Here is a 19,020-nt window from a genome sequence, read left to right on the forward strand (position 1 = left end):
ATGCGGCGAAACCCGCAATCGCCATATGCCATCTGGATATACCGCTCGAGACGCCGGCGTTTTTGAATTGCCTGCTTTGGTCGCGGTCCGACGGGAGCGCCGGGGCATGACGCGGACAGTGCTGTCCAGCTTTCGGTGGTCGCCGTCAGGCGGTTGCGGTCCGCGCTAGAACCAGGGTTGTCCGGCGTTTGCGAGCCCGATCGGGAAACGCAGCACCGACGGGATATCGGTGGTGATCGGTTCTCGGGTGAAAAGTAGGTCGGCGCCGGTGTGGACGGGGTTGACCACCGCAACATGATTGAAACCGTGATGTTCGGCGGCGGGCAAGAGGCGTTGCACGCTCTCCGGATCGAGCCAGCTTGCTTCGACAAACAGATACCGTACGTGGCTGAGTGCGGACCGCGCGCCGCGCAACACCGCGCCCTCGGATCCCTGCACGTCAACCTTCAAGACGTCGACATGCTCGATCGAGTGCTCGGCCATGAATGAATCGAGCGCGACGCACCGCGTGGTTTCGGTCTCGATCTTGTCCGGTTCGAGGAACGCCTCGACCGCCGCCGGTTGCAGGCTGTTGGCCTGCTGCGAATCGGGGTGAACGTAGAGCGTTACGACCTCATCGCGCTCACCCACCGCCAATTGGTGCACCGAAATGTTCTCGGCGGCACAGTTGTGCGCGAGCATGGGTTGCAGTCCCTTGGCGGGTTCGAACGCGTGGATGTTAGCGGCCGGGAATTTCTGCGCACACAGGGCGGCGAAAATCCCACAATTGGCACCGACGTCGAAAATGGATTTGGCATCGCCGATCAGCTCGACCATGCGGGCGATCTTCGGCACTGAGTGGCGGGCGTGATAAAGCGCCGTGGATTCCGGGTTCAGCCAATAGTCCCCGCCATTTACTTTGACACGCACCGGCTTTCCCCGTCGAACGAGGGCGTGCAGCCTCGCAGCGTCAATCAACGCGCTGACATGATCCAGGAATAGGATTGTTTCCCTCCCTTCGCGTCCGCTCGGCGCGCACCCAATCTCGTACACACGTCGAGGAACGGAAGTCTTGAGTGCCCCTCTGATGCCCCCGCTCCCCACCTACCCAGCACGCCGCACTTCGAACCAGCCTGCTGCACCCCACCCTCAAATCGAGGTTAATTGACGTGAAGGCAACATTCAATGTCAACGACTCCCCGGGCTGGACAGATCGGCCCAACCCGTGGCTGAGGATCGGCAAATCCTGGCCGATCGGTGGTTGCTGGGAGTAGTTTCTTCTCGGCGTCAAACGCCAAGCGAGCTGCGTCGAAGGAGCTGCTATGGGGTTCATCCGGCCAAACTTGCCGGTCGTTGACGTTGCGGAATGGAGCACGCTGCCCCGCGCCCAGCGGATCATCCCGATGACGCGCCACATCGCCGAGAACGGATTCGGCACGCCCCTGGTGATGCACGTCATGTACGGGATCAAGATCGCGCTGTACATCCTCGGCGGCTGGTTCTTCGCGTGGACCACGAACGGCATCGGCAACTTCACCGCTGTCGGCAGCTGGTGGGCGGAACCGATCGTTTTCCAGAAGGCAGCGCTGTTCACCATGCTCTTCGAGGTGGTCGGCCTCGGTTGTTGTTTCGGGCCGCTGGCCGGTCGCTACTTCCCACCGATGGGGTCGATCCTGTACTGGCTGCGGCCGGGCACCATCCGGCTGCCACCGTGGCCCGACCGAGTACCGCTGACCAAGGGCATCGACCGAACGCCGTTCGACGTGCTGCTGTACGCGGCGCTGCTGGCGCTGATCGCGCTGGCGCTGGTATCCGACGGCAGCGGCCCGATTCCGGCCCTGCACACGACGATTGGTGTGCTGCCGCGCTGGCAGACCGTCGCGGTCCTGGCGGTCTTGGCGGCGATCAGCTTGCGCGACAAGGTGATCTTTCTGGCCGCTCGCGCCGAGGTGTACGGGCCGCTGGCGCTGGTGTTCCTGTTCTCCGGGGTCGACATCGTAATCGGGGCCAAGCTCGTGTTCATGGCGATTTGGCTGGGTGCGGCCGCATCCAAGCTTACAAAGCACTTCCCGTTCGTGATCTCCACGATGCTGGCCAACAACCCGTTCCTGCCCTCGGGAGTCCTGAAGCGCTCGTTGTTCCGGCGCTTCCCGGACGACCTGAGACCCAGCGCGCTGTCCGGCTTTATCGCCCACTTCTCCACCGCGGTCGAAGGATTGGTGCCGCTGGCCCTGCTCTTCGCACACGGTGGCTGGCCAACGGCGATCGCGGCGTTCGTGATGGTCGTGTTCCACCTGAACATCCTGCTGGCCTTCCCGATGGGGGTCCCGCTGGAGTGGAACGTCTTCATGATCTTCGGCCTGCTGTGGCTGTTCGTCGCCCATGCCCCCGTCGGCCTCGCCGACCTGGCCAGCCCGTGGCCACTGGTGCTGTTCGCGGTCATCGCGACGGTCGTCGTGCTGGGAAACCTGTTTCCGCGCAAGGTTTCGTTCCTGCCCGGCATGCGCTACTACGCCGGCAATTGGGACACCACGGTGTGGTGCGTCAAGCCGTCCGTCGATGACAAGTTCCGCACGGGTTCGCGCGCCCTGGGCCCGATGCAGCACCTGCAGCTGGAGCGCCTCTACGGCAGCAAGGAAGAGACGCTGGTGCCGCTGCACCTGGCGCTGGCGTTCCGGGGGATGAACACCCACGGTCGTGCGTTGCTCACCCTGGTCCACCGCGCCCTGGCCGGCTACGACGAGGACGACTACAACCTCTGCGAGGGTGAGGTGCTCTGTTCGATGGTGCTGGGCTGGAATTTCGGCGACGGCCATATGCACAACGAGTGCCTGGTGCAGGCGATGCAGCAGCGGTGCGGGTTCGAGCCGGGCGAGGTGCGAGTGGTGATTCTGGATGCGCAGCCCATCGGCCGACGGCGCCAGGAGTATCGACTCGTGGACGCGGCGACCGGCGAGTTCGAGCGCGGCTACGTCGAGGTCGACGAGATGGTTACCGCCCAGCCGTGGTCCGACGACCTGCGGGTGCACGTGACCAGCAGCGCCCCCGCAGGTATGTCCTGACCTGTCCCGACCGAGTCACCGGTCGCCACGCGCAGACGACAGCAGGCGCCGCGCGGCAAGGTCCAGCACGTAGCCGATGACACCGATGACCACGGTGACCGCAACCACCTGGCCGTAGGCCAGCTGATCGCGCGCGTTCAGTATCTGGTAGCCCAAACCCGAACGCACACCGAGCATCTCGGCCGGCACCAAAACCACCCACGCGATTCCCAATGCGACTCGCAGGCCGGTCTGCAAATGCCCGCGGATGGCAGGCAGCACCACGACCGTGAGCAACTCCCCGCGGGTGGCGCCGAACGACTTTGCGACCTGCAGGTAACCAGGATCGACGGCATGGACCCCGGCGGCGGTGTTGATCAGGATGGGCCACACCGCCGCGGCGGCGATCAAGAAAATGACCGGCTGGTTGCCGATCCCGAAAATCGCCACCGATATCGGCGCCCAGGACAGCGGCGAGATCATCCGCAGAAACTGCACCACCGGCCGGCTGGCACGGTCGGCGAAATCGTTGAGCCCGATCAGCAGGCCGGCGGGTACCCCGATGACGGCGGCCACCAGCAGGCCGACCAGCAGGCGCCACAAGCTGACCTCGGCGTCGGAGACCAGCACCCCGCGTCTGTAGAGCTCGGCAAGCGAGTGGACCACCTGCCCGGGGGTGGTCTGGTGCAACAGCGAATGCGGGGAGGCCAGCACCGCGGTGCCCAGCCACCAGATCGCCACCGCCACCGCGATCGCCAGTGTCGGTGGCCAGAAGCGGTGCAGCAACGACCATTTGGGCGTCGATCCGGCCGGCGGTATCACTGCGGCACCGGCAGCCAAGTCGTCGACGGAGCTGATTCCCTTGGTGGTCATAGCGGCTGCACCTGTTCAATTCGGGTCAGATCGGTTGGTAGACCGAAGTTTTGCGGACCACCGTGCGCGGTCAGCGCACTGCGCACAAACGTGTCGTCGACCAGCTGCGCGTGCGCGGTAGCGGGGTCGAGCCGGTTCAGGAACTGACGATCGCCGTCGACGACGGTGGTATGCATGGCTTCCACCAGCTGGCTGGTGAAACTCGGGAACGGGAACGGCTGAAATCCCAGCCGCTGCGGTTGCCAATCCGGGTGCGCGAAATGGTAGTCCTGGGCCCGGTAGGTCAGGGCGGTCTTGATGGCCGGCGCCGGCTGCGGCAGGTAACCCCCCGTCGACAATGTCGTCGCCGCCGCGGCGCGGTCGGCGTTAATCCGTTGCTGAGCAAGAACTATCGAGTTGACCAGGGAGGCTGCCGCCTGCGGTCGATTATCGATGAGGTCCTGGTGGGCAATCACCACACAGCAGGCGTGGTCGCGCCAGACATCGCCGAGAAAGGTGTGAATGCGTCCGATGTTGCGGACCTGGGCCATCGCGTTGAACGGGTCGGCCACCACGTAGCCGCTGATCGATCGATTGGCCAGCGCCGGCACCATGTCGGACGGGCTCATCACGATCAGCTCCACCGTCCGGGCGCCGCGTGAAGCGCTGCGGCGCACCACCGGAACCAGGTCGTGGGCCCGCAACAGCTCTTGCAGGATGATGTTGTGGATGGACCACCAAAACGGGATCGCAACCTGAGTTCCCGCCAACTGCCCGAGGTCGGTAATGTCCGGGGCGACCGTTAATGCGCTGCCGTTGGTGTGGTTCCAGCTCAATACCCGGACCGCACTGCCCAGCAGAAAACGCAGTTGCAAAGCGGTCGGCATCAGCATGTGCACGGCATCGACCTGGCGGGTGACGAACGCCTCGGCCAACGACGCCCAGCTGCGAAAGAGCACGGGACGAGCCGCACTCACCACGCCCGGCTGATACAGGCCGGCCGCATGGGCGATCAGCAGCGGCGCCGCATCGGTGATCGGCAGGTAGCCGATGCGCAGTTGCCCGCTGGTATTGGTGCGGTCGACCGTCGCGGCGCGAGCCAGGTCTGCCAGGCCTGCCAACCCGCCGGCCGCCGCCACCGCGACCGCGCCCGTCAGCGCCGAGCGACGAGAGAGCAACCGGCCGTTCATTGTTCGGCCTCCCGGTAGTGATCCAGGATCTCCTGCCGAAGCTGGCCCCTCTTGGTGTCGATGTCGGTGCCGGCATCGCCAGGGCGCCATTCGCGGCGGATCCGGCCGTCGGCGCCGAGCAGGACGATGCGGCTGGCCAGCAGCAAGGCCTCATCGACGTCGTGGGTGACCAGGACCACCGTGATGCCGAGTTCGGCGGCCAGTTCGGCCAGCCAGGTCTGCAAATCGCCGCGGATGGCGGGGTCGAGGGCGCTGAACGGCTCGTCCAGCAACAGCAGCCGCGGCCGGGTCGCAACCGCCCGGATGATCGAAACCCGCTGGGCCTGCCCGCCCGAGAGTTCGTCGGGGTACTGGTCGGCGACGCGCTCCAGGTCGAAACGGCGCAGCAGCTCGCGGGCGTACTCGGGCTCGAAGAATTTGCGATTCGCGGCAAATCGCCCGGCGAATAGCACGTTTTCGCCGGCCGTCAACCACGGCATCAGCAACGGCTGTTGGAACACCACGCCGGTGTGCGGGCGGGCCACGCCGTCACTGCCGGACCATTCGACGGTCCCCGACGTCAGGTTTTCCAGACCGGCGATCACCCGCAGCAAGGTGGACTTGCCGCTGCCACTTCGCCCGAGAACCGCCAGGAAATTGCCGTCGTCGATGGTCAGGTCGATACCGGTCAACGCGGGACGGGACGCACCGAACCGCTTGTGGCCATTGACTATTCGTACTGTGCCAGCTGCCACTCCGGTAGTCCTTTCGCTGGTAGTCCTTTCGGCGCGATCCGGTACCGGCTACGCGTGTCACCGGGGCACGGCACGGTCGCGACGCTGCCACAGACAGACGCTCTGTCTATCGCACTGCGGCCGGTGTCCGCCGTCCCGTGCTCGGTGGACGCGGGCGGGCGCCGCGGTGGCCGTCGGCATCCCGCTCAACGTGCTCAATCGCCGCAGCGAAAACCATTGTCGTGCAACTCAATAGGCATCTCACTGGCTGAGCGCCGACGCGTCGGGTGCTGACATGACGCCGACGCGACCACAGGGTTGCCGGCCACCCGAAATCGGATCGCGCTGAGCGGAACCGCCCGGAACCGTCGGCCGGGTCAGCGCCGCCGGGCTCGGTTGATGAAGTCGGCGGCCAGGCCCCGGCCGATCTCGATCGGCACGACGGATTGCTCGAGCTTGGAGCCCGCCAACGCGCCGTCGTAAAGCAATTGCAGCTGCCGAGCGGTCGCGGCGGGCCGCGTGGCACCGGCGGATCGCATCAACTCCGTCAGGCATGACCGCACCCATTCGCGGTGCGCGTCGATCGGCGCGAAACGTACGGCGGGAAATTCCGTAGCGACGTTGGCGTACAGACAACCCGGAAAGTCGCAGCGCGGCCCGTTGGCGATGGCCAAATCGAAAAAGACCAGCGCCTTTTCGGCCGGGTCGGCCCGGGTCGCGGCGGCCTCTTCCCAGCGCTTGCGATCGGCGTGGTCCAGGGCCGCCAGGTAGGCACTGATCAGGCCCGCTTTGGAGCCGTACAGGTCATAAAGGCTGGCCTTGGCGCATCCGGATTCGCGAAGGATCCGGTCGATGCCGACCGCCCGGATGCCGTGCGCCGCGAAAAGCTTCGTGGCCGCGGTGAGCATCCGATCGGCCGGGGACGACGTCCGTCGCGGTTCGACGGCCGCAGCAGCGGTATCCCGGTCGAGGATGTCCATTTCCAGGACGCTAACAGAGGCGCCGGCGCTAGACAGAACCGTCTGTCTAGCCCGCGGCGCGGGGGTCAGCGGTTCCTGACCCGGCGCACCACCACCACGACGACCAGGGCCCCGACGCCGGCCAGTGACGCGGCGACCGCGGGTTTGGTGACGAATCCGATCACCCGGACCTTGATGTCGTCGGCCAGGCGGCGCGGGTTGGCGCGCTCGGCAAGGGAGTCGACGGTGGCCGCGAGCTGGTCGCGGGCGGCATCGATCTCCTGCTTGATGGTGTCGGGATCGCGGTCCACCACGTGTCTGTCCTCCAAGTCGCCCGGTGCGCCTGACGAACTACCCTAGTGCCGACGCCCTGGCGAACCGAAAGGGGAAGCACCTTGACCGAGACCACGCGCCTGGCACCGGGAGACAAAGCGCCCGCCTTCAGCCTGCCCGACGCCGACGGCAACAAGGTGTCGCTGGCCGATTACAAGGGGCGACGCGTCATCGTGTACTTCTACCCCGCCGCCTCGACCCCGGGCTGCACCAAACAGGCCTGCGATTTCCGCGACAACCTGGCCGAGCTCAACGGGGCAGGTCTGGACGTCGTCGGGATCTCGCCCGACAAGCCGGAGAAGCTGGCCAAGTTCCGGGACGCCGAGGGGCTGACGTTCCCGCTGCTGTCCGACCCGGATCGCAAGGTGCTGACGGCCTACGGCGCTTACGGCGAAAAGCAGATGTACGGCAAGACGGTCACCGGCGTCATCCGATCCACCTTCGTGGTCGACGAGAAGGGCAAGATCGCCGTCGCGCAGTACAACGTGAAGGCCACCGGGCACGTCGCTAAGCTGCGCCGCGACCTGTCTGTCTAGGCCAGATTGGCCAGCAGCAAGGCTTCGGCGATCGCCGCGCGCTCCAGCACACCCAAATGCAGGCTTTCGTTGATGCTGTGGGCTTGCGTGGCGGGGTCCTCGACACCGGTCACGAGAATTTTCGCCTGGGGAAACGCGGCGGCGAACTCGGCGATGAACGGAATCGACCCGCCCATGCCCATGTCGATCGGGTCGGTCCCCCACGCCCGCCGAAACGCCTGACGGGCGGCGTCGTAGACGCTGCCGCTGGCGTCGATCGCGTAGGGCTCGCCAAGGTCGCCCCGGGTGACGCGAAGCTGGGCGCCCCACGGCACGTGCGCCTGCAGGTGAGCGGTCAGCGCGTCCAGGTGCGCGGCGGCGTCACCGCCCGGCGCGACGCGCATGCTGATCTTGGCCCGCGCTCGCGGGATCAGCGTGTTCGACGCCTTGTCGATGGGGGTGGTGTCGATGCCGATCACGGTGATCGCGGGTTTGGCCCACAGTCGCTGCGGCACCGACCCGGAACCGATTTCGGACACGCCGTCCAGCAGTCCCGCGTCCGCGCGCACTCGCTCGGGTGGGTAATCTACTGCGGCAGCAGAACTTTCGTGTAGCCCGGCGACGGCTACGTTCCCGTCGTCGTCGTGCAGGCTGGCCAGCAGCCGGACCAGCACGCTCAGCGCGTCGGGGACCACCCCGCCCCAGAGGCCGGAGTGCAGCCCGTGGTCGAGCGTGGCGACCTCGACCACACAGTCGACCAGACCACGTAGCGTCACGGTCAGCGCCGGGACTTCGGTGCTCCAGTTGTCCGAGTCGGCGATCACGATCACGTCGGCGGCCAACGCGTCGCGGTGGGCGTCCAGCAGCCGGCCCAGCGACGGCGACCCGGACTCCTCCTCGCCCTCGACGAACACCGTCACACCAACCGGCGGATTGCCGTCGTGGGCCCGAAATGCGGCCAAATGCGTTGCGATACCGGCCTTGTCGTCGGCGCTGCCGCGCCCGTACAACCGGCCCTCGCGCTCGGTCGGCTCGAAAGGCGGCGATGCCCACTGACTACTGTCACCCTCGGGTTGCACGTCGTGGTGGGCGTACAGCAAAACCGTCGGCGCGCCGTCGGGCGCCGGGTGGTGGGCGATGACGGCCGGGGCGCCGCCCTCGCTGACGATGCGCACATCGCCAAACCCGGCCTGCGACAACAGGTCCGCCACCGCTTGCGCGCTCTTGTGCACTTCGCTGCGCCGCTTTGGGTCGGCCCACACCGATTCGATGCGCACCAGATCCTCGAGGTCACGGCGCACCGACGGCAATACGTCGCGGACGCGCTGGGCTAGCTCGGTCACGGTTTCTCCTCACGCACGACGCCGAAGGGGGTGCCGGCTACAAACACCGGCGCGCATTCGTTGCGGGCCGCAGGGGCGTTAACCGGCCGTTTCGAGGATGGCCACCGCGGCGGCGGTATCGCCCTCGTGCGTCAGCGACACATGAATGGTCACCTCGGCAAGATGTTTGGCGATATCCCCGGTCAGCCGGACCCGCGGCCGTCCCCACATGTCGGTGACGACCTCGATGTCGCGGTGGATGTCCTCCGGCAGCACGGGACGCTGGGCGAACCGCGATCCCGACCATGCCTTGATCACGGCCTCCTTCGCCGCCCAGCGCGCCGCCAGATGACGCGCGGCCGACGAACTCTTGTCCGAGGCGTCCCGACGCTCGCCGGGGGTAAACGTCTCGGAGAAGACGGTCCCCGGCTGGTCGACCTGCTCGGCGAAATCAGGGATGGATACGACGTCTATCCCCACACCGACGATGCCCATGGCTGGCCAGGCTAACCGATCGCCGAAATCACCCGGCAGGCACCTCGTAGGCGTCGTCGTCGCCCAGGCGCGCGACCGGATTCAGCAGCATCGTCGCCTCCTGCCGCTTCTCCGGAGCGCTGTGATCGAAGCGACGGTCCGGCGGGCGCTTGTACATCGGGTCGCCGCCGGCGATGGCCGACACCAGTCGGCGCTGACCGGCCAGCAACCGTGCGTTGGCGCGCCGCTGGTAGTCCTCGCGCTGGCTCGGATCCAGTGCGGCGATGAACGCCTGCGGGTGCACCAGCGCGACGAGCCCGGACACGTGGCCGAACCCGAGGCTGGTCACCAGGCCGGCCTTGACCGGGAACTTCTCGCCCAGCCGCAAAGTGTCGCGCACCCACACGAAGTGAGCCGACCCGGATAGTTCGTCGTCGACGCAGTCCAGGCTGCGGTTGGGCGGGATGACGCCGTCGCGCAGTATCTGGCACAGGCCCATCATCTGGAAGACCGCCGCACCACCCTTGGCGTGCCCGGTCAGGCTCTTCTGCGACACGATGAACAACGGCGCACCCTCGGACCGCCCCAGCGAGTCGGCCAGCCGCTCGTGCAGCTCGGTCTCGTTGGGGTCGTTGACCAGCGTCGACGTGTCGTGCTTGGAGATTACCGCGACGTCGTCGGCGCTCACCCCGAGCTTGGCCAGGGCGCGGGCCAGCGGCGAGTCCTTGCCGCCCCGACCGGACGCCAGGGCGCCCAACCCCGGAGCCGGGATCGAGGTGTGCACACCGTCGCCGTAGGACTGCGCGAACGCGACGACGGCGAGCACCGGCAGACCCATCTTCAGCGCGAGGTCACCGCGGGCCAACAGGATCGTGCCGCCGCCCTGGGCCTCGACGAACCCGAGGCGCCGTCGGTCGTTGGGCCGGGAGAACTTCGAATCGTGAATGCCCCGGGCTCGCATCATCTGGGTGTCGGCGGTGGCTGCCATGTCACCGAATCCGATGATGCCTTCCAGCGTCAGGTCGTCGATACCGCCGGCCACGACCATTTCGGCCTTGCCCAATCGGATCTTGTCGATACCTTCCTCCACCGAAACCGCTGCGGTAGCGCAGGCGGCGACCGGGTGGATCATCGCCCCGTAGCTGCCGATGTAGGACTGAACCACATGCGCGGCAACGATATTCGGCAGAACTTCCTGGAAGATGTCGTTCGGCTTGTTCCGGCCCAACAGGTTTCCGTGGTACATCGTCTGCATCGAGGTGCCGCCACCCATACCGGTGCCCATGGTGTTGGCGACCAGGCTCGGGTGCACGTAGCGCATCACTTCGGCGGGGCTGAATCCGGCCGAGAGGAATGCGTCGACGGTCGCGACGATGTTCCACACCGCGAGCCGATCGATGGAGCTCGCCATGTCCGCGCTGATGCCCCACACCGTGGGGTCGAATCCCGTCGGGATCTGCCCACCGACGACGCGCGACAGCTTGTTCTTCCGCGGCACCCGGATCTCGGTGCCCGCCTTGCGGATAACCTGCCAGTCGCTCGAGTCGGGCACCGGGCGAATCACGGTGTGCTCGGGATCGAACTCGGCGAAGGCGCGGGCGTCGGACTCGGAGGAGACGACGAAGGCGAAGTCCTTGTCCAGGAACACCGACACCAGCAGCGGCGACGCATGGTCGGGGTCGATCGATCCGTCGTCGACGAACTCCCGGATGCCGCAGCGCTCGACGACCACGTCGTGGTAACGCTCGACCAGGTCGGCCTCGTCGATCAGCTCGCCGGATTGCGTGTCATACCAACCCGGTTGGGGGTCGTCCTCCCAGCGGATCAACCCCGTGGTCCAGGCCAGCTCGAGCACGCCGGCCGCCGACAGCTCGTTGTCGACCTCCATCTCGAAGCGGGTGCGCGACGACCCGTACGGGCCCAGTTCCGCCCCACCGACGATCACCACCAGGTCGGCGGGGTCGACGTCGAGGTCGGCCCACTGGGGCGGCGGCGCCGGGGTGAAACCGCGTGGCGGGGATGGCAGCGCGGCGATGGCGCCTTCGGCCGGCCCGTCATCTTCTGTTGTCTCCGAAGACATCTCCTCGCGCGCCTTGGCGGCCAGTTCGGCCATGTCGAGTTCGATGTCGCCGAGACCGCCGGTGAAATCGGCCTTGATCGGCTGGCTGGCCGCCGCCACCTTCGACTCCACGTCGCACAGGTTCAGCAGCATCGCGGCCATCTCGTCGGTGGAGTAGGTGGTGACACCCGCTTCTTCGACGGCGTCGACGATGGCGTCGTTGTGGCCCATCAGCCCGGTACCACGTGTCCAGCCAATCAGTGCGTGCGCCAAGCTGACTCGCGTCGCCCACGACGACTCCGCGTGCCAGCGACTGACCAGGGCGTCCAGGGCGGACTTGGCCTCGCCGTAGGCGCCGTCACCGCCGAACATTCCGCGGTTGGGCGAGCCGGGCAGCACCACGTGCAGTCGCGAGGCGATGTCCCGCTCGGCGCCGATCTTCGACAGGCCGCCGATGAGCCGCTGCACAGCCCACAGCAGGACCTTCATCTCCATCTCGGAACGCGAACCCGCCTCCGACAGGTCGCCCGCCACCCGCGGCGCAGCGAACGGGAACAGCAGCGTCGGGGTTTGCGCGTCCTTGATGTGAATCGACTGCGGCCCAAGGCTTTCGTTCTGTTCGGTACCGACCCACTCGACCAGGGCGTCGATGTCGGAGTACGACGCCATGTTGGCCGGCACCACCCACAGCGCCGCCTCGAACCGGGCGTGGTCGCGATACAGCTTGCGGTAGAACGCCAACCGGTCGTCGTCGAGCTTGGACGTCGTCGCGATCACGGTGGCACCACCGTCGAGCAGCCGCGCCACGATCGAGGCGGCGATCGAACCCTTCGATGCGCCGGTCACGACGGCGATTTCGCTGCTGTACGGACCGGGGTCCGGGTTCTCCGCACCCGCGGCAATCCGGCCGTACAGCGACGCGTGGATTCCACGGCCGGCCGCCAGCGCCTTGCCCTGCCACCAGGTGGCCTGGGTGGCGACGATGTGGCCGGCGCCCTCGAAGCGCTCGGACAGGCGTTTCCAGTCGGCGTCGATATCACCCTCGTCGGACAGCCACAGCTTGACCAGATCCTCGCGGGCGCTGGCCCAGCGGTCGTCGAACACGACCGCCTTCTTGGCCTCGAACGCCGGTGCCACCAAACGCGGCCAATCCGAACCTAATTCGGAGGTGACCAAATCGATGAGCTCGGCGTCGGTCGCCGCCGGTGAGACGCTGACCGGGTCGTCCAGACCCAGCTGGCCCAGCACCAGGCGGGCCGCCGAAGCCAGCACGCCGTCCCGGCCGGTGATCTGGTCGGTGAACTCGCTGAGCGCAGCCGCGTCGATCGTGGCGCCGCCGCCACCGCCCGCCGAGGGCAGCGCGACCGAGACGCCGTGGCGCGCAGCCACCGAGGCGACGGCCGCGTCGATCACCTTGTCGACGGTGCCGGCATCGGCCAGTGCGCCCTCGTGCAGGTGCCCCAGGGCACCGCCGCGAACGCTGGTGCCCTCGCGGGTGCCCAGCGCGACCTCGACCGTCACGTGCTTGGCCCAGCCCTCGCCCAGCTCCCAAGTCTTGGTGACCCGATCGGTGATCGCGGCGGGCCGCTTGCCGGACGGACCAAGAACCGTCCGCAGCTGGTCATTGATGGCGTCGGAAAGCACTGGGCCGTAAGGCTTGTAGGTGCGGGCCAGCTTGGTCACCTGCGCCCGAAGCCCCGCCAGGTCGGCTTCCGCGGCTCCGTCGATCGCGCCGAGGTTCAACTCCGAACCCAGGTCAACCAGAAGTTGGTTGCGCCGCGACGACGCGCCGTCGGTGATGGACTCGATAGAGTCCAGCGACTCGATCTGGTCGATGCGCATCTTGGCCGACAGCGCGATCAGCGCCAACGTAGCGTCGGCCGCGTCGAATCCGAGGTCGTCGGGCCTCGGAGCACCGGACGGAGCTCCGGCGGGAGCCGCAGCGACGGCCGGGGCGACGTTAGAAAGGGGTGCACCGTCCGCGGCGACAGCCGCGGAATCATCCGCAACCACCTCGACCTCCTCGGCCTCCGGCTCCGGGTCGGTGTCCGTGGCGAACAGCACCGCCGCATCCCGCTCGGCATTGAGCACTTCGACTGTGCTGTGGGCATATTCGGGCAACTTGAGGGTGTTGGTGGCCAGTCCGGCGACGGTCGGCGCGGACTTGACACCGATTTCGACGAATCGTTCCACGCCCAGGCCGCCGGCGGCCTCCTCGATGAACAGCAGGTCCTGGGTTTCGATCCAGCGCACCGGGCTGGCGAACTGCCAGGCCAGCAGCTCGATGAAGATGGTCCGGGCCATTTCCCGCGGCCGCTCGCGTAGCCAGGTGTCGTAGTCGGCCAGGATCGGGTCGAGCGGCTCGGCCGGGACCAGGTCGCGGATCTCCTGGATGAAGTCGCGATCCAGCGTGAACGGCCGCGGCACCAGGTTGGGGATGTAGCGCCCGATGATCAGCTCTGGGTCTTGGTCACGCGGCATGACACGTTCCAGCGAGCGGCGGAAGTCGGCAACACCGACCCGCAGCACCCGCGAGTGGAACGGGACGTCGATGCCCGGCACCAGGATGAATGAGCGCTTGCCGCCGGTGATTTCACGGCGCCGCTCCACCTCTTCCTCGAGGGCTTCGAGACCGCGCACCGTGCCGGCGATCGCATACTGCGAACCGCGCAGGTTGAAGTTCACGATTTCCAGGAATTCCCCGGTGCGCTCGGCGATTTCGGCGACGAAGTTCTTGACCTCGTCGTCGGGCAGGTCGATCTGCGACGGCCTGATCGCCGCCAGCCGGTAGTTGGACCGGCCCATCTCGTCGCGGGGCACGATGTCGTGCATGTTCGACCCGCGGTGAAACACCGTCTCCAGCAACGCTTCCAGCTCGTAGACGCCGAGCACGCAGGCCAGCGCGGTGTATTCGCCGACCGAGTGGCCGCAGGCGATAGCGCCTTCGACGAACGCGCCCTGCTCGCGCATCTCGGCGACCTGGGCGGCCGCGACGGTGGCCATCGCGACCTGAGTGAACTGCGTCAGGTACAGCACACCGTCGGGGTGGTGGTAATGCACACCGCTGGCGATGAGCGTGGTCGGGTTGTCGCGCACCACGTGCAGCACCGAGAAACCCAGGGTTTCGCGGGTGAACTTGTCCGCGTCGTCCCAGATTTTGCGGGCGGCCTTGGAGCGGGCCCGGACCTCCATGCCCATGCCCTTGTGCTGGATGCCCTGACCGGGGAACGCGTAGACGGTCTTGGGTGCGGCCAGGCGCGCGGTCGCCGACATCACCAGATCGGATCCGACGCGTGCCGCGACCTCCAAAACCTCTGCGCCCTGGTCGATTCCGACTCGGTCGACGCGGAAGTCGACCTCGTCACCCGGACGCACCATGCCCAGGAAGCGCGCGGTCCAGCCGATCAGCCGAGCCGGCGGACGGGCCTGGCCGTCGGTAGCGGTCACCGTGTGCTGTGCGGCGGCGGACAGCCACATGCCGTGCACGATGGGCGATTCCAGTCCGGCGAGCAGCGCAGCCGCCCGGTCGGTGTGGATCGGGTTGTGGTCACCGGACACCACCGCGAACGGCCGCATGTCGACCGGCGCGGTGATCTTCACGTCGCGGCGGCGACGCCGCGGGGTGTCGGTCGCGTTCTTTGACACCGCGCCTCCGGCCCGGGGCGGGTCGGAGAGTTCGCCGGGACCGGTACGCCCGAGGATGGCGAACCGTTCTTGGAGGGTGGCGATCGGCGCGCCGTCGGAACCGACGACCCGTACCGAGACCGGGACCACCCGACCCATGTCGGTGTCGGTGGCGGGCGAAGCCGTTGCGGTAACGGTCAATTGGTCGGGGTCGGCCGGAAGCTTGCCGACCACGTGAGCGGCGTGGTCGAGGTGCACCAGGCTCAGCAGGCCCTCGACAACCGGGACCCCGGCGTCGGTGACCGCCGATCCGATCGTCGCGAATACCGCGGGCCAGCACAGGCCGACCAGTGCGTCGGGCACGATGGTCAGACCGGGCGCCAGCCGCTCACCGAAGGTGGCGGTGACTCCGGTGTGGTCGGCGACGCGCTCGGGGTCCCAGTCCACCGTCACGGTGGCCGAACCGTCGGTGACCGGCGGGAGGAGCTCCGGACCGTCGACGCCGGCGGCGATCGCCAGGACCGCCCGCATCGCGGCGGTGGCGTCTTCGGTGGAAACTACCGGTGCTCCGCCGTCAATTGTGTTGGCGTGCAATGTGAATGGGATGTCGATCCACACGCCGGACACCGGCACGCTGAGCACGACCTGCTCGGTTCCGGCGCCATTGTCCGACTGCACCTGCAGGCGCGCGCCGGTGGACGAATGGGTGGCGCGCTGGCCTTCGTGCACCAGCCAGTCGGCCGGGTCGGCGATGCGGTGTACCGGGTTGGTGGTGGTGCGTCCGGCCCACACTACGTCGGGGGCATCCAGCACGACGGCCAGCGGTCCCATCACGTCGGAACGGCCCAGCCGCCGCGAACGCACCGGCGTCGGTTCGACGCCGGTGCCCAGCACCTCGTCGATGGCGGCCTGCTCGAAACGGTCGAGCAGTTCACCGACGGGCTCGTCCATCTTGGTGATGCCGGCAACCGCGGCGATACCCGGGATGATGCAGACCTGGTCGGCGTCGTAGCGGGCGTCGTGTGCCTGCCACAGCGAGTCACTGCGCCACCAGCGGCGCACGTCTTTGTCGATGACCGGCACGAAGTTGACCGGCTTGCCCAGCGTCTTGCACAAGGTCACGAAGAATGGCACGTCGGCCGGGTGCAACTGCACGGTTTCGGCCTCGGGGTAGTGCTGCAACAGCGTCGCGATGGCCTGGCCCGGGTTTTCCAGCAGCGCCTCGTCGTCGAATTGGGTTTGGATCGGGCCGTGGTCCTGCGGGTGCAGTCGGGCCTCGGCTCGTTGCAGCATCTGCTGGAAGCGGTCGCGCCAGGTGTCGGCCAGCCACGGGCTGTCGGGCCCCAACATTCCTGCGGTGTCCGCGGTCGAGTGGCCGTCGCCGATGGTCAGTTCGACGTAACGCTGCAGCCACTGCAGGTACGTCATTTCCCCGACGTCGCCGAAGTAGGGCTTGGCGGTGCGGGCCATCGCCGCAATGATCTCGTCGCGGCGCTCGGCGACGGCGTCCGCGTCGCCGGCGACCTCGTCGAGCAGCCGGCCGCAGCGCGAGGCGCTGTTGTCGATCTCGTGAATGTCGGCGCCCAACTGGCTGCGGCTGGAGGCCATGCCGCCCTGGGCTTTCCCGGCGCCGATCCATTGGTCGGTGCCGGTGGTCTCGACCAGCATCCGCTTCACCGATGGTGAGGTGGTCGACTCCAGCGTGGCCATCGCCGCGGTGCCGACCAGGATGCCGTCGATCGGCATCGAGGGGAACCCGTACGGCTGCGACCAGCGACCGGACAGATACTCGGCGGCCCGCTCGGGCGTGCCGATGCCGCCGCCGACACACACGGTGATGTTGGGCCGCGAGCGCAGCTCCGAGTACGTCGCCAGCAGGAGGTCGTCGAGGTCTTCCCAGGAGTGGTGACCGCCGGCGCGGCCGCCCTCGATGTGCGCGATCACGGCTTTGGTGGGTGCTTCGGTCGCGATGCGGATGACCGAACGGATCTGCTCGACGGTGCCGGGCTTGAACACGACGTGGCTGATGCCGACGTCGTTCAGTTCGTCGATCAGCTCGACGGCTTCCTCGAGGTCAGGTATGCCGGCGCTGATCACCAACCCGTCGATGGCGGCGCCGGACTGGCGGGCCTTCTGCACCAGCCGCTTGCCGCCCACCTGAAGCTTCCACAGGTAGGGGTCCAGGAAGAGGGTGTTGAACTGATAGGTGCGGCCCGGCTCGAGCAGCCGGGACAGCTCGTCGATGCGGTTGGCGAAGATCTCCTCGGTCACCTGACCGCCGCCCGCCAGCTCGGCCCAGTGTCCGGCGTTGGCCGCCGCGGCAACGATTTTGGCGTCGACGGTGGTCGGGGTCATGCCGGCCAGCAGAATCGGCGACCGGCCGGTCAGCCGGGTGAACTTCGTCGACAGCTTGGTGCGCCCATCGGGCAGGGTGACCACGGTCGGCGCGTAGCTCGACCACGGACGTGCCACCTCGGGGGTGGCGCCGACGGTGAACAGGTTGCGCTGCCCGCCGCGGGTGGCGGCGGGCACGATGCCGACGCCGAGGCCGCGGATCACCGGGGCGGTGAGCCGGGTCAGGATGTCACCGGGACCCAGGTCGAGAATCCAGCGCGCACCGGCCTCGTGCACCCGGTTGATTTCCTCGACCCAGTCGACCTGGCTCACCAGGATGGACTCGGTCAGTTGCCGAGCCAGCGCGACGTCCAGGCCAACCTTCTCGGCCCAGCCGCCGACGATGTCGATGCCGTCGGCCAACCGCGGGGTGTGGAAACCCACCTCGACGCGTACCGGGTCGAAGACTGGCGCGAACACGTCGCCGCCGCGCAGTTTGTTCTTGCGCTCCGCCTCTTCCTTCTCGGAAATCTGCTGGCAGTACAGCTCGAAGCGGGACAGTTGCTCCGGGGTGCCGGTGATGACGACGGAACGGCGGCCGTTGCGGATGGACAGCACCGGGGGCAGCACGGTCCGAACGTCTTGGGAGAACTCTTCGAGCAGCCGCAGGATGCGTTCCGGGTCGGCATTGGTGACCGACACCATCGGCGGGCGGTCGCCGAGGACCGAGATGCCACGCCGCCGCGCCACCAGCGTCCCGGCCGCACCGATCAGCTGGGCCAGCGCCAGCAGCTCGACGTCGCGCGCCGCGTCCCCGTCCTGTAAAGCCTTGAAAGCCTCGACGGCGAGCACCCCTTGCGAGTGCCCGGCGACGGCGACCGGTGGCGTCGCGGCCCAGTCCATGCCCTGGCGGGCCAGCGCGCGTGCGGCGGCGATCTGGGTGAGCAGCACACCCGGCATCGACACCGCGGCCGACGTCAGTTGCTTCTCCGCGGGCACCGGGTCCTCGGCGGCCAGCGCACGCACCCACTGCAACGGCTCGAAGCCGATCGGGCGCACCACCACCAGCTCTTTGGCCACCGGCTCGAGCCGCAGCTCGGCCTCGCCGACCAACGTCGCGATTTCGGTTTCGATTCCGGCCGAGGACACCAGCTCCTCGAGGGTTTCCAGCCAAGCGCTGCCTTGGCCGCCGAACGCGACCGCATAGGGCTCCCCGGCGGCGAGACGGTCAACCAGGGCGTGGGTGCTCAGCGGGCCGTTCTCGTCGCGGTCGGCGGACACCCGGTCGTGCTCGTGGATCGTCACCTGTATCTCCCTGTATGCGTCTTCCGTATCGGTTCGTTCGGCCGGCTGAACGCCCGGCGGGCGGGGCCCCAACTGCCTTGAGGCCGATTCCGCTTTGAATCGCAGCCAAAATGGTCACCGGTGTGTTCTCGGCGGGCCACTCTTGCGGACCGAGCGGCGCGGCGGACTGCATCGGCTGCACTAAGAGTGTCATAAGATTTCGGCTCATTTTTCGGGCCGGATCGGTTACTGGCGAGTTCTACGCACGGGTAACCGTGTTGTGGGTAACACCCGGATTAACCGGCCCCACGGGTATCCAGAACAAATGTCCTGCATGCAGG

At 67.6% G+C, this 19,020-nt stretch carries 11 protein-coding genes; 2 read left to right on the plus strand and 9 right to left on the minus strand.

The features are described from left to right. Positions 1 to 165: 165 nt before the first annotated feature. Positions 166 to 1,083 carry an FkbM family methyltransferase gene (locus AWC25_RS14905; RefSeq protein WP_142278855.1) on the minus strand — a complete coding sequence of 306 codons (918 nt, stop codon included), beginning with the start codon at positions 1,081 to 1,083 and terminating at the stop codon, positions 166 to 168. Between the two features lie 218 nt (positions 1,084 to 1,301). Between AWC25_RS14905 and AWC25_RS14910 the strand changes: the two genes are divergently transcribed. Then, positions 1,302 to 3,041 carry a DUF3556 domain-containing protein gene (locus AWC25_RS14910; RefSeq protein ID WP_069398829.1) on the plus strand — a complete coding sequence of 580 codons (1,740 nt, stop codon included), beginning with the start codon at positions 1,302 to 1,304 and terminating at the stop codon, positions 3,039 to 3,041. 15 nt (positions 3,042 to 3,056) lie between these two features. Here the strand turns inward: AWC25_RS14910 and AWC25_RS14915 are convergent, their stop codons facing one another. The 5 genes from AWC25_RS14915 to AWC25_RS14935 all read right to left on the minus strand — a co-directional run bounded on the left by AWC25_RS14915 (position 3,057) and on the right by AWC25_RS14935 (position 7,048). Next, entirely contained in the window at positions 3,057 to 3,893 is an 837-nt protein-coding gene (locus tag AWC25_RS14915) for an ABC transporter permease (RefSeq protein WP_084229135.1), read from the minus strand. Next, positions 3,890 to 5,062 carry an ABC transporter substrate-binding protein gene (locus AWC25_RS14920; protein WP_069398828.1) on the minus strand — a complete coding sequence of 391 codons (1,173 nt, stop codon included), beginning with the start codon at positions 5,060 to 5,062 and terminating at the stop codon, positions 3,890 to 3,892. Before AWC25_RS14920 ends, AWC25_RS14915 begins: the two co-directional genes overlap by 4 nt. Further along, on the minus strand, positions 5,059 to 5,796 hold the full coding sequence (locus AWC25_RS14925; protein WP_232326894.1) for an ABC transporter ATP-binding protein: 738 nt from the start codon (positions 5,794 to 5,796) through the stop codon (positions 5,059 to 5,061). Before AWC25_RS14925 ends, AWC25_RS14920 begins: the two co-directional genes overlap by 4 nt. 356 nt (positions 5,797 to 6,152) lie before the next feature. Beyond that, complete coding sequence (locus tag AWC25_RS14930; RefSeq protein WP_069398827.1) at positions 6,153 to 6,755, minus strand: TetR/AcrR family transcriptional regulator; 603 nt, start codon at positions 6,753 to 6,755, stop codon at positions 6,153 to 6,155. Between the two features lie 65 nt (positions 6,756 to 6,820). After that, positions 6,821 to 7,048: a DUF3618 domain-containing protein gene (locus AWC25_RS14935; RefSeq protein ID WP_044507168.1), complete on the minus strand. Its 228-nt coding sequence runs from the start codon at positions 7,046 to 7,048 to the stop codon at positions 6,821 to 6,823. An 81-nt stretch (positions 7,049 to 7,129) separates the two neighbouring features. Between AWC25_RS14935 and bcp the strand changes: the two genes are divergently transcribed. Then, entirely contained in the window at positions 7,130 to 7,603 is a 474-nt protein-coding gene (gene bcp / locus AWC25_RS14940; RefSeq protein ID WP_085167023.1) for a thioredoxin-dependent thiol peroxidase, read from the plus strand. On the opposite strand, the gene AWC25_RS14945 is transcribed toward bcp, so the two are convergent. The 3 genes from AWC25_RS14945 to AWC25_RS14955 form a co-directional block, all read right to left on the minus strand. Then, positions 7,600 to 8,925 carry a dipeptidase gene (locus AWC25_RS14945; RefSeq protein ID WP_069398825.1) on the minus strand — a complete coding sequence of 442 codons (1,326 nt, stop codon included), beginning with the start codon at positions 8,923 to 8,925 and terminating at the stop codon, positions 7,600 to 7,602. The genes bcp and AWC25_RS14945 overlap by 4 nt on opposite strands. Positions 8,926 to 9,003: 78 nt before the next feature. After that, complete coding sequence (acpS, locus tag AWC25_RS14950) at positions 9,004 to 9,399, minus strand: holo-ACP synthase AcpS (protein ID WP_069398824.1); 396 nt, start codon at positions 9,397 to 9,399, stop codon at positions 9,004 to 9,006. Positions 9,400 to 9,427: 28 nt separating this feature from the next. Further along, positions 9,428 to 18,700, minus strand: a complete 9,273-nt coding sequence (locus tag AWC25_RS14955; protein WP_069398884.1) for a type I polyketide synthase — start codon at positions 18,698 to 18,700, stop codon at positions 9,428 to 9,430. Between the last annotated feature and the right edge of the window lie 320 nt (positions 18,701 to 19,020).

The sequence above is a fragment of the Mycobacterium sherrisii genome (genome assembly GCF_002102355.1).
Lineage (GTDB): Bacteria > Actinomycetota > Actinomycetes > Mycobacteriales > Mycobacteriaceae > Mycobacterium > Mycobacterium sherrisii.

Excerpts from the sequence above, each read along its gene's own strand:
- AWC25_RS14910 (WP_069398829.1), top strand. The coding sequence starts at position 1,302 with ATGGGGTTCATCCGGCCAAACTTGCCGGTCGTTGACGTTGCGGAATGG.
- AWC25_RS14915 (WP_084229135.1), bottom strand. The coding sequence starts at position 3,893 with ATGACCACCAAGGGAATCAGCTCCGTCGACGACTTGGCTGCCGGTGCC.
- AWC25_RS14920 (WP_069398828.1), bottom strand. The coding sequence starts at position 5,062 with ATGAACGGCCGGTTGCTCTCTCGTCGCTCGGCGCTGACGGGCGCGGTC.
- AWC25_RS14930 (WP_069398827.1), bottom strand. The coding sequence starts at position 6,755 with ATGGACATCCTCGACCGGGATACCGCTGCTGCGGCCGTCGAACCGCGA.
- acpS (WP_069398824.1), bottom strand. The coding sequence starts at position 9,399 with ATGGGCATCGTCGGTGTGGGGATAGACGTCGTATCCATCCCTGATTTC.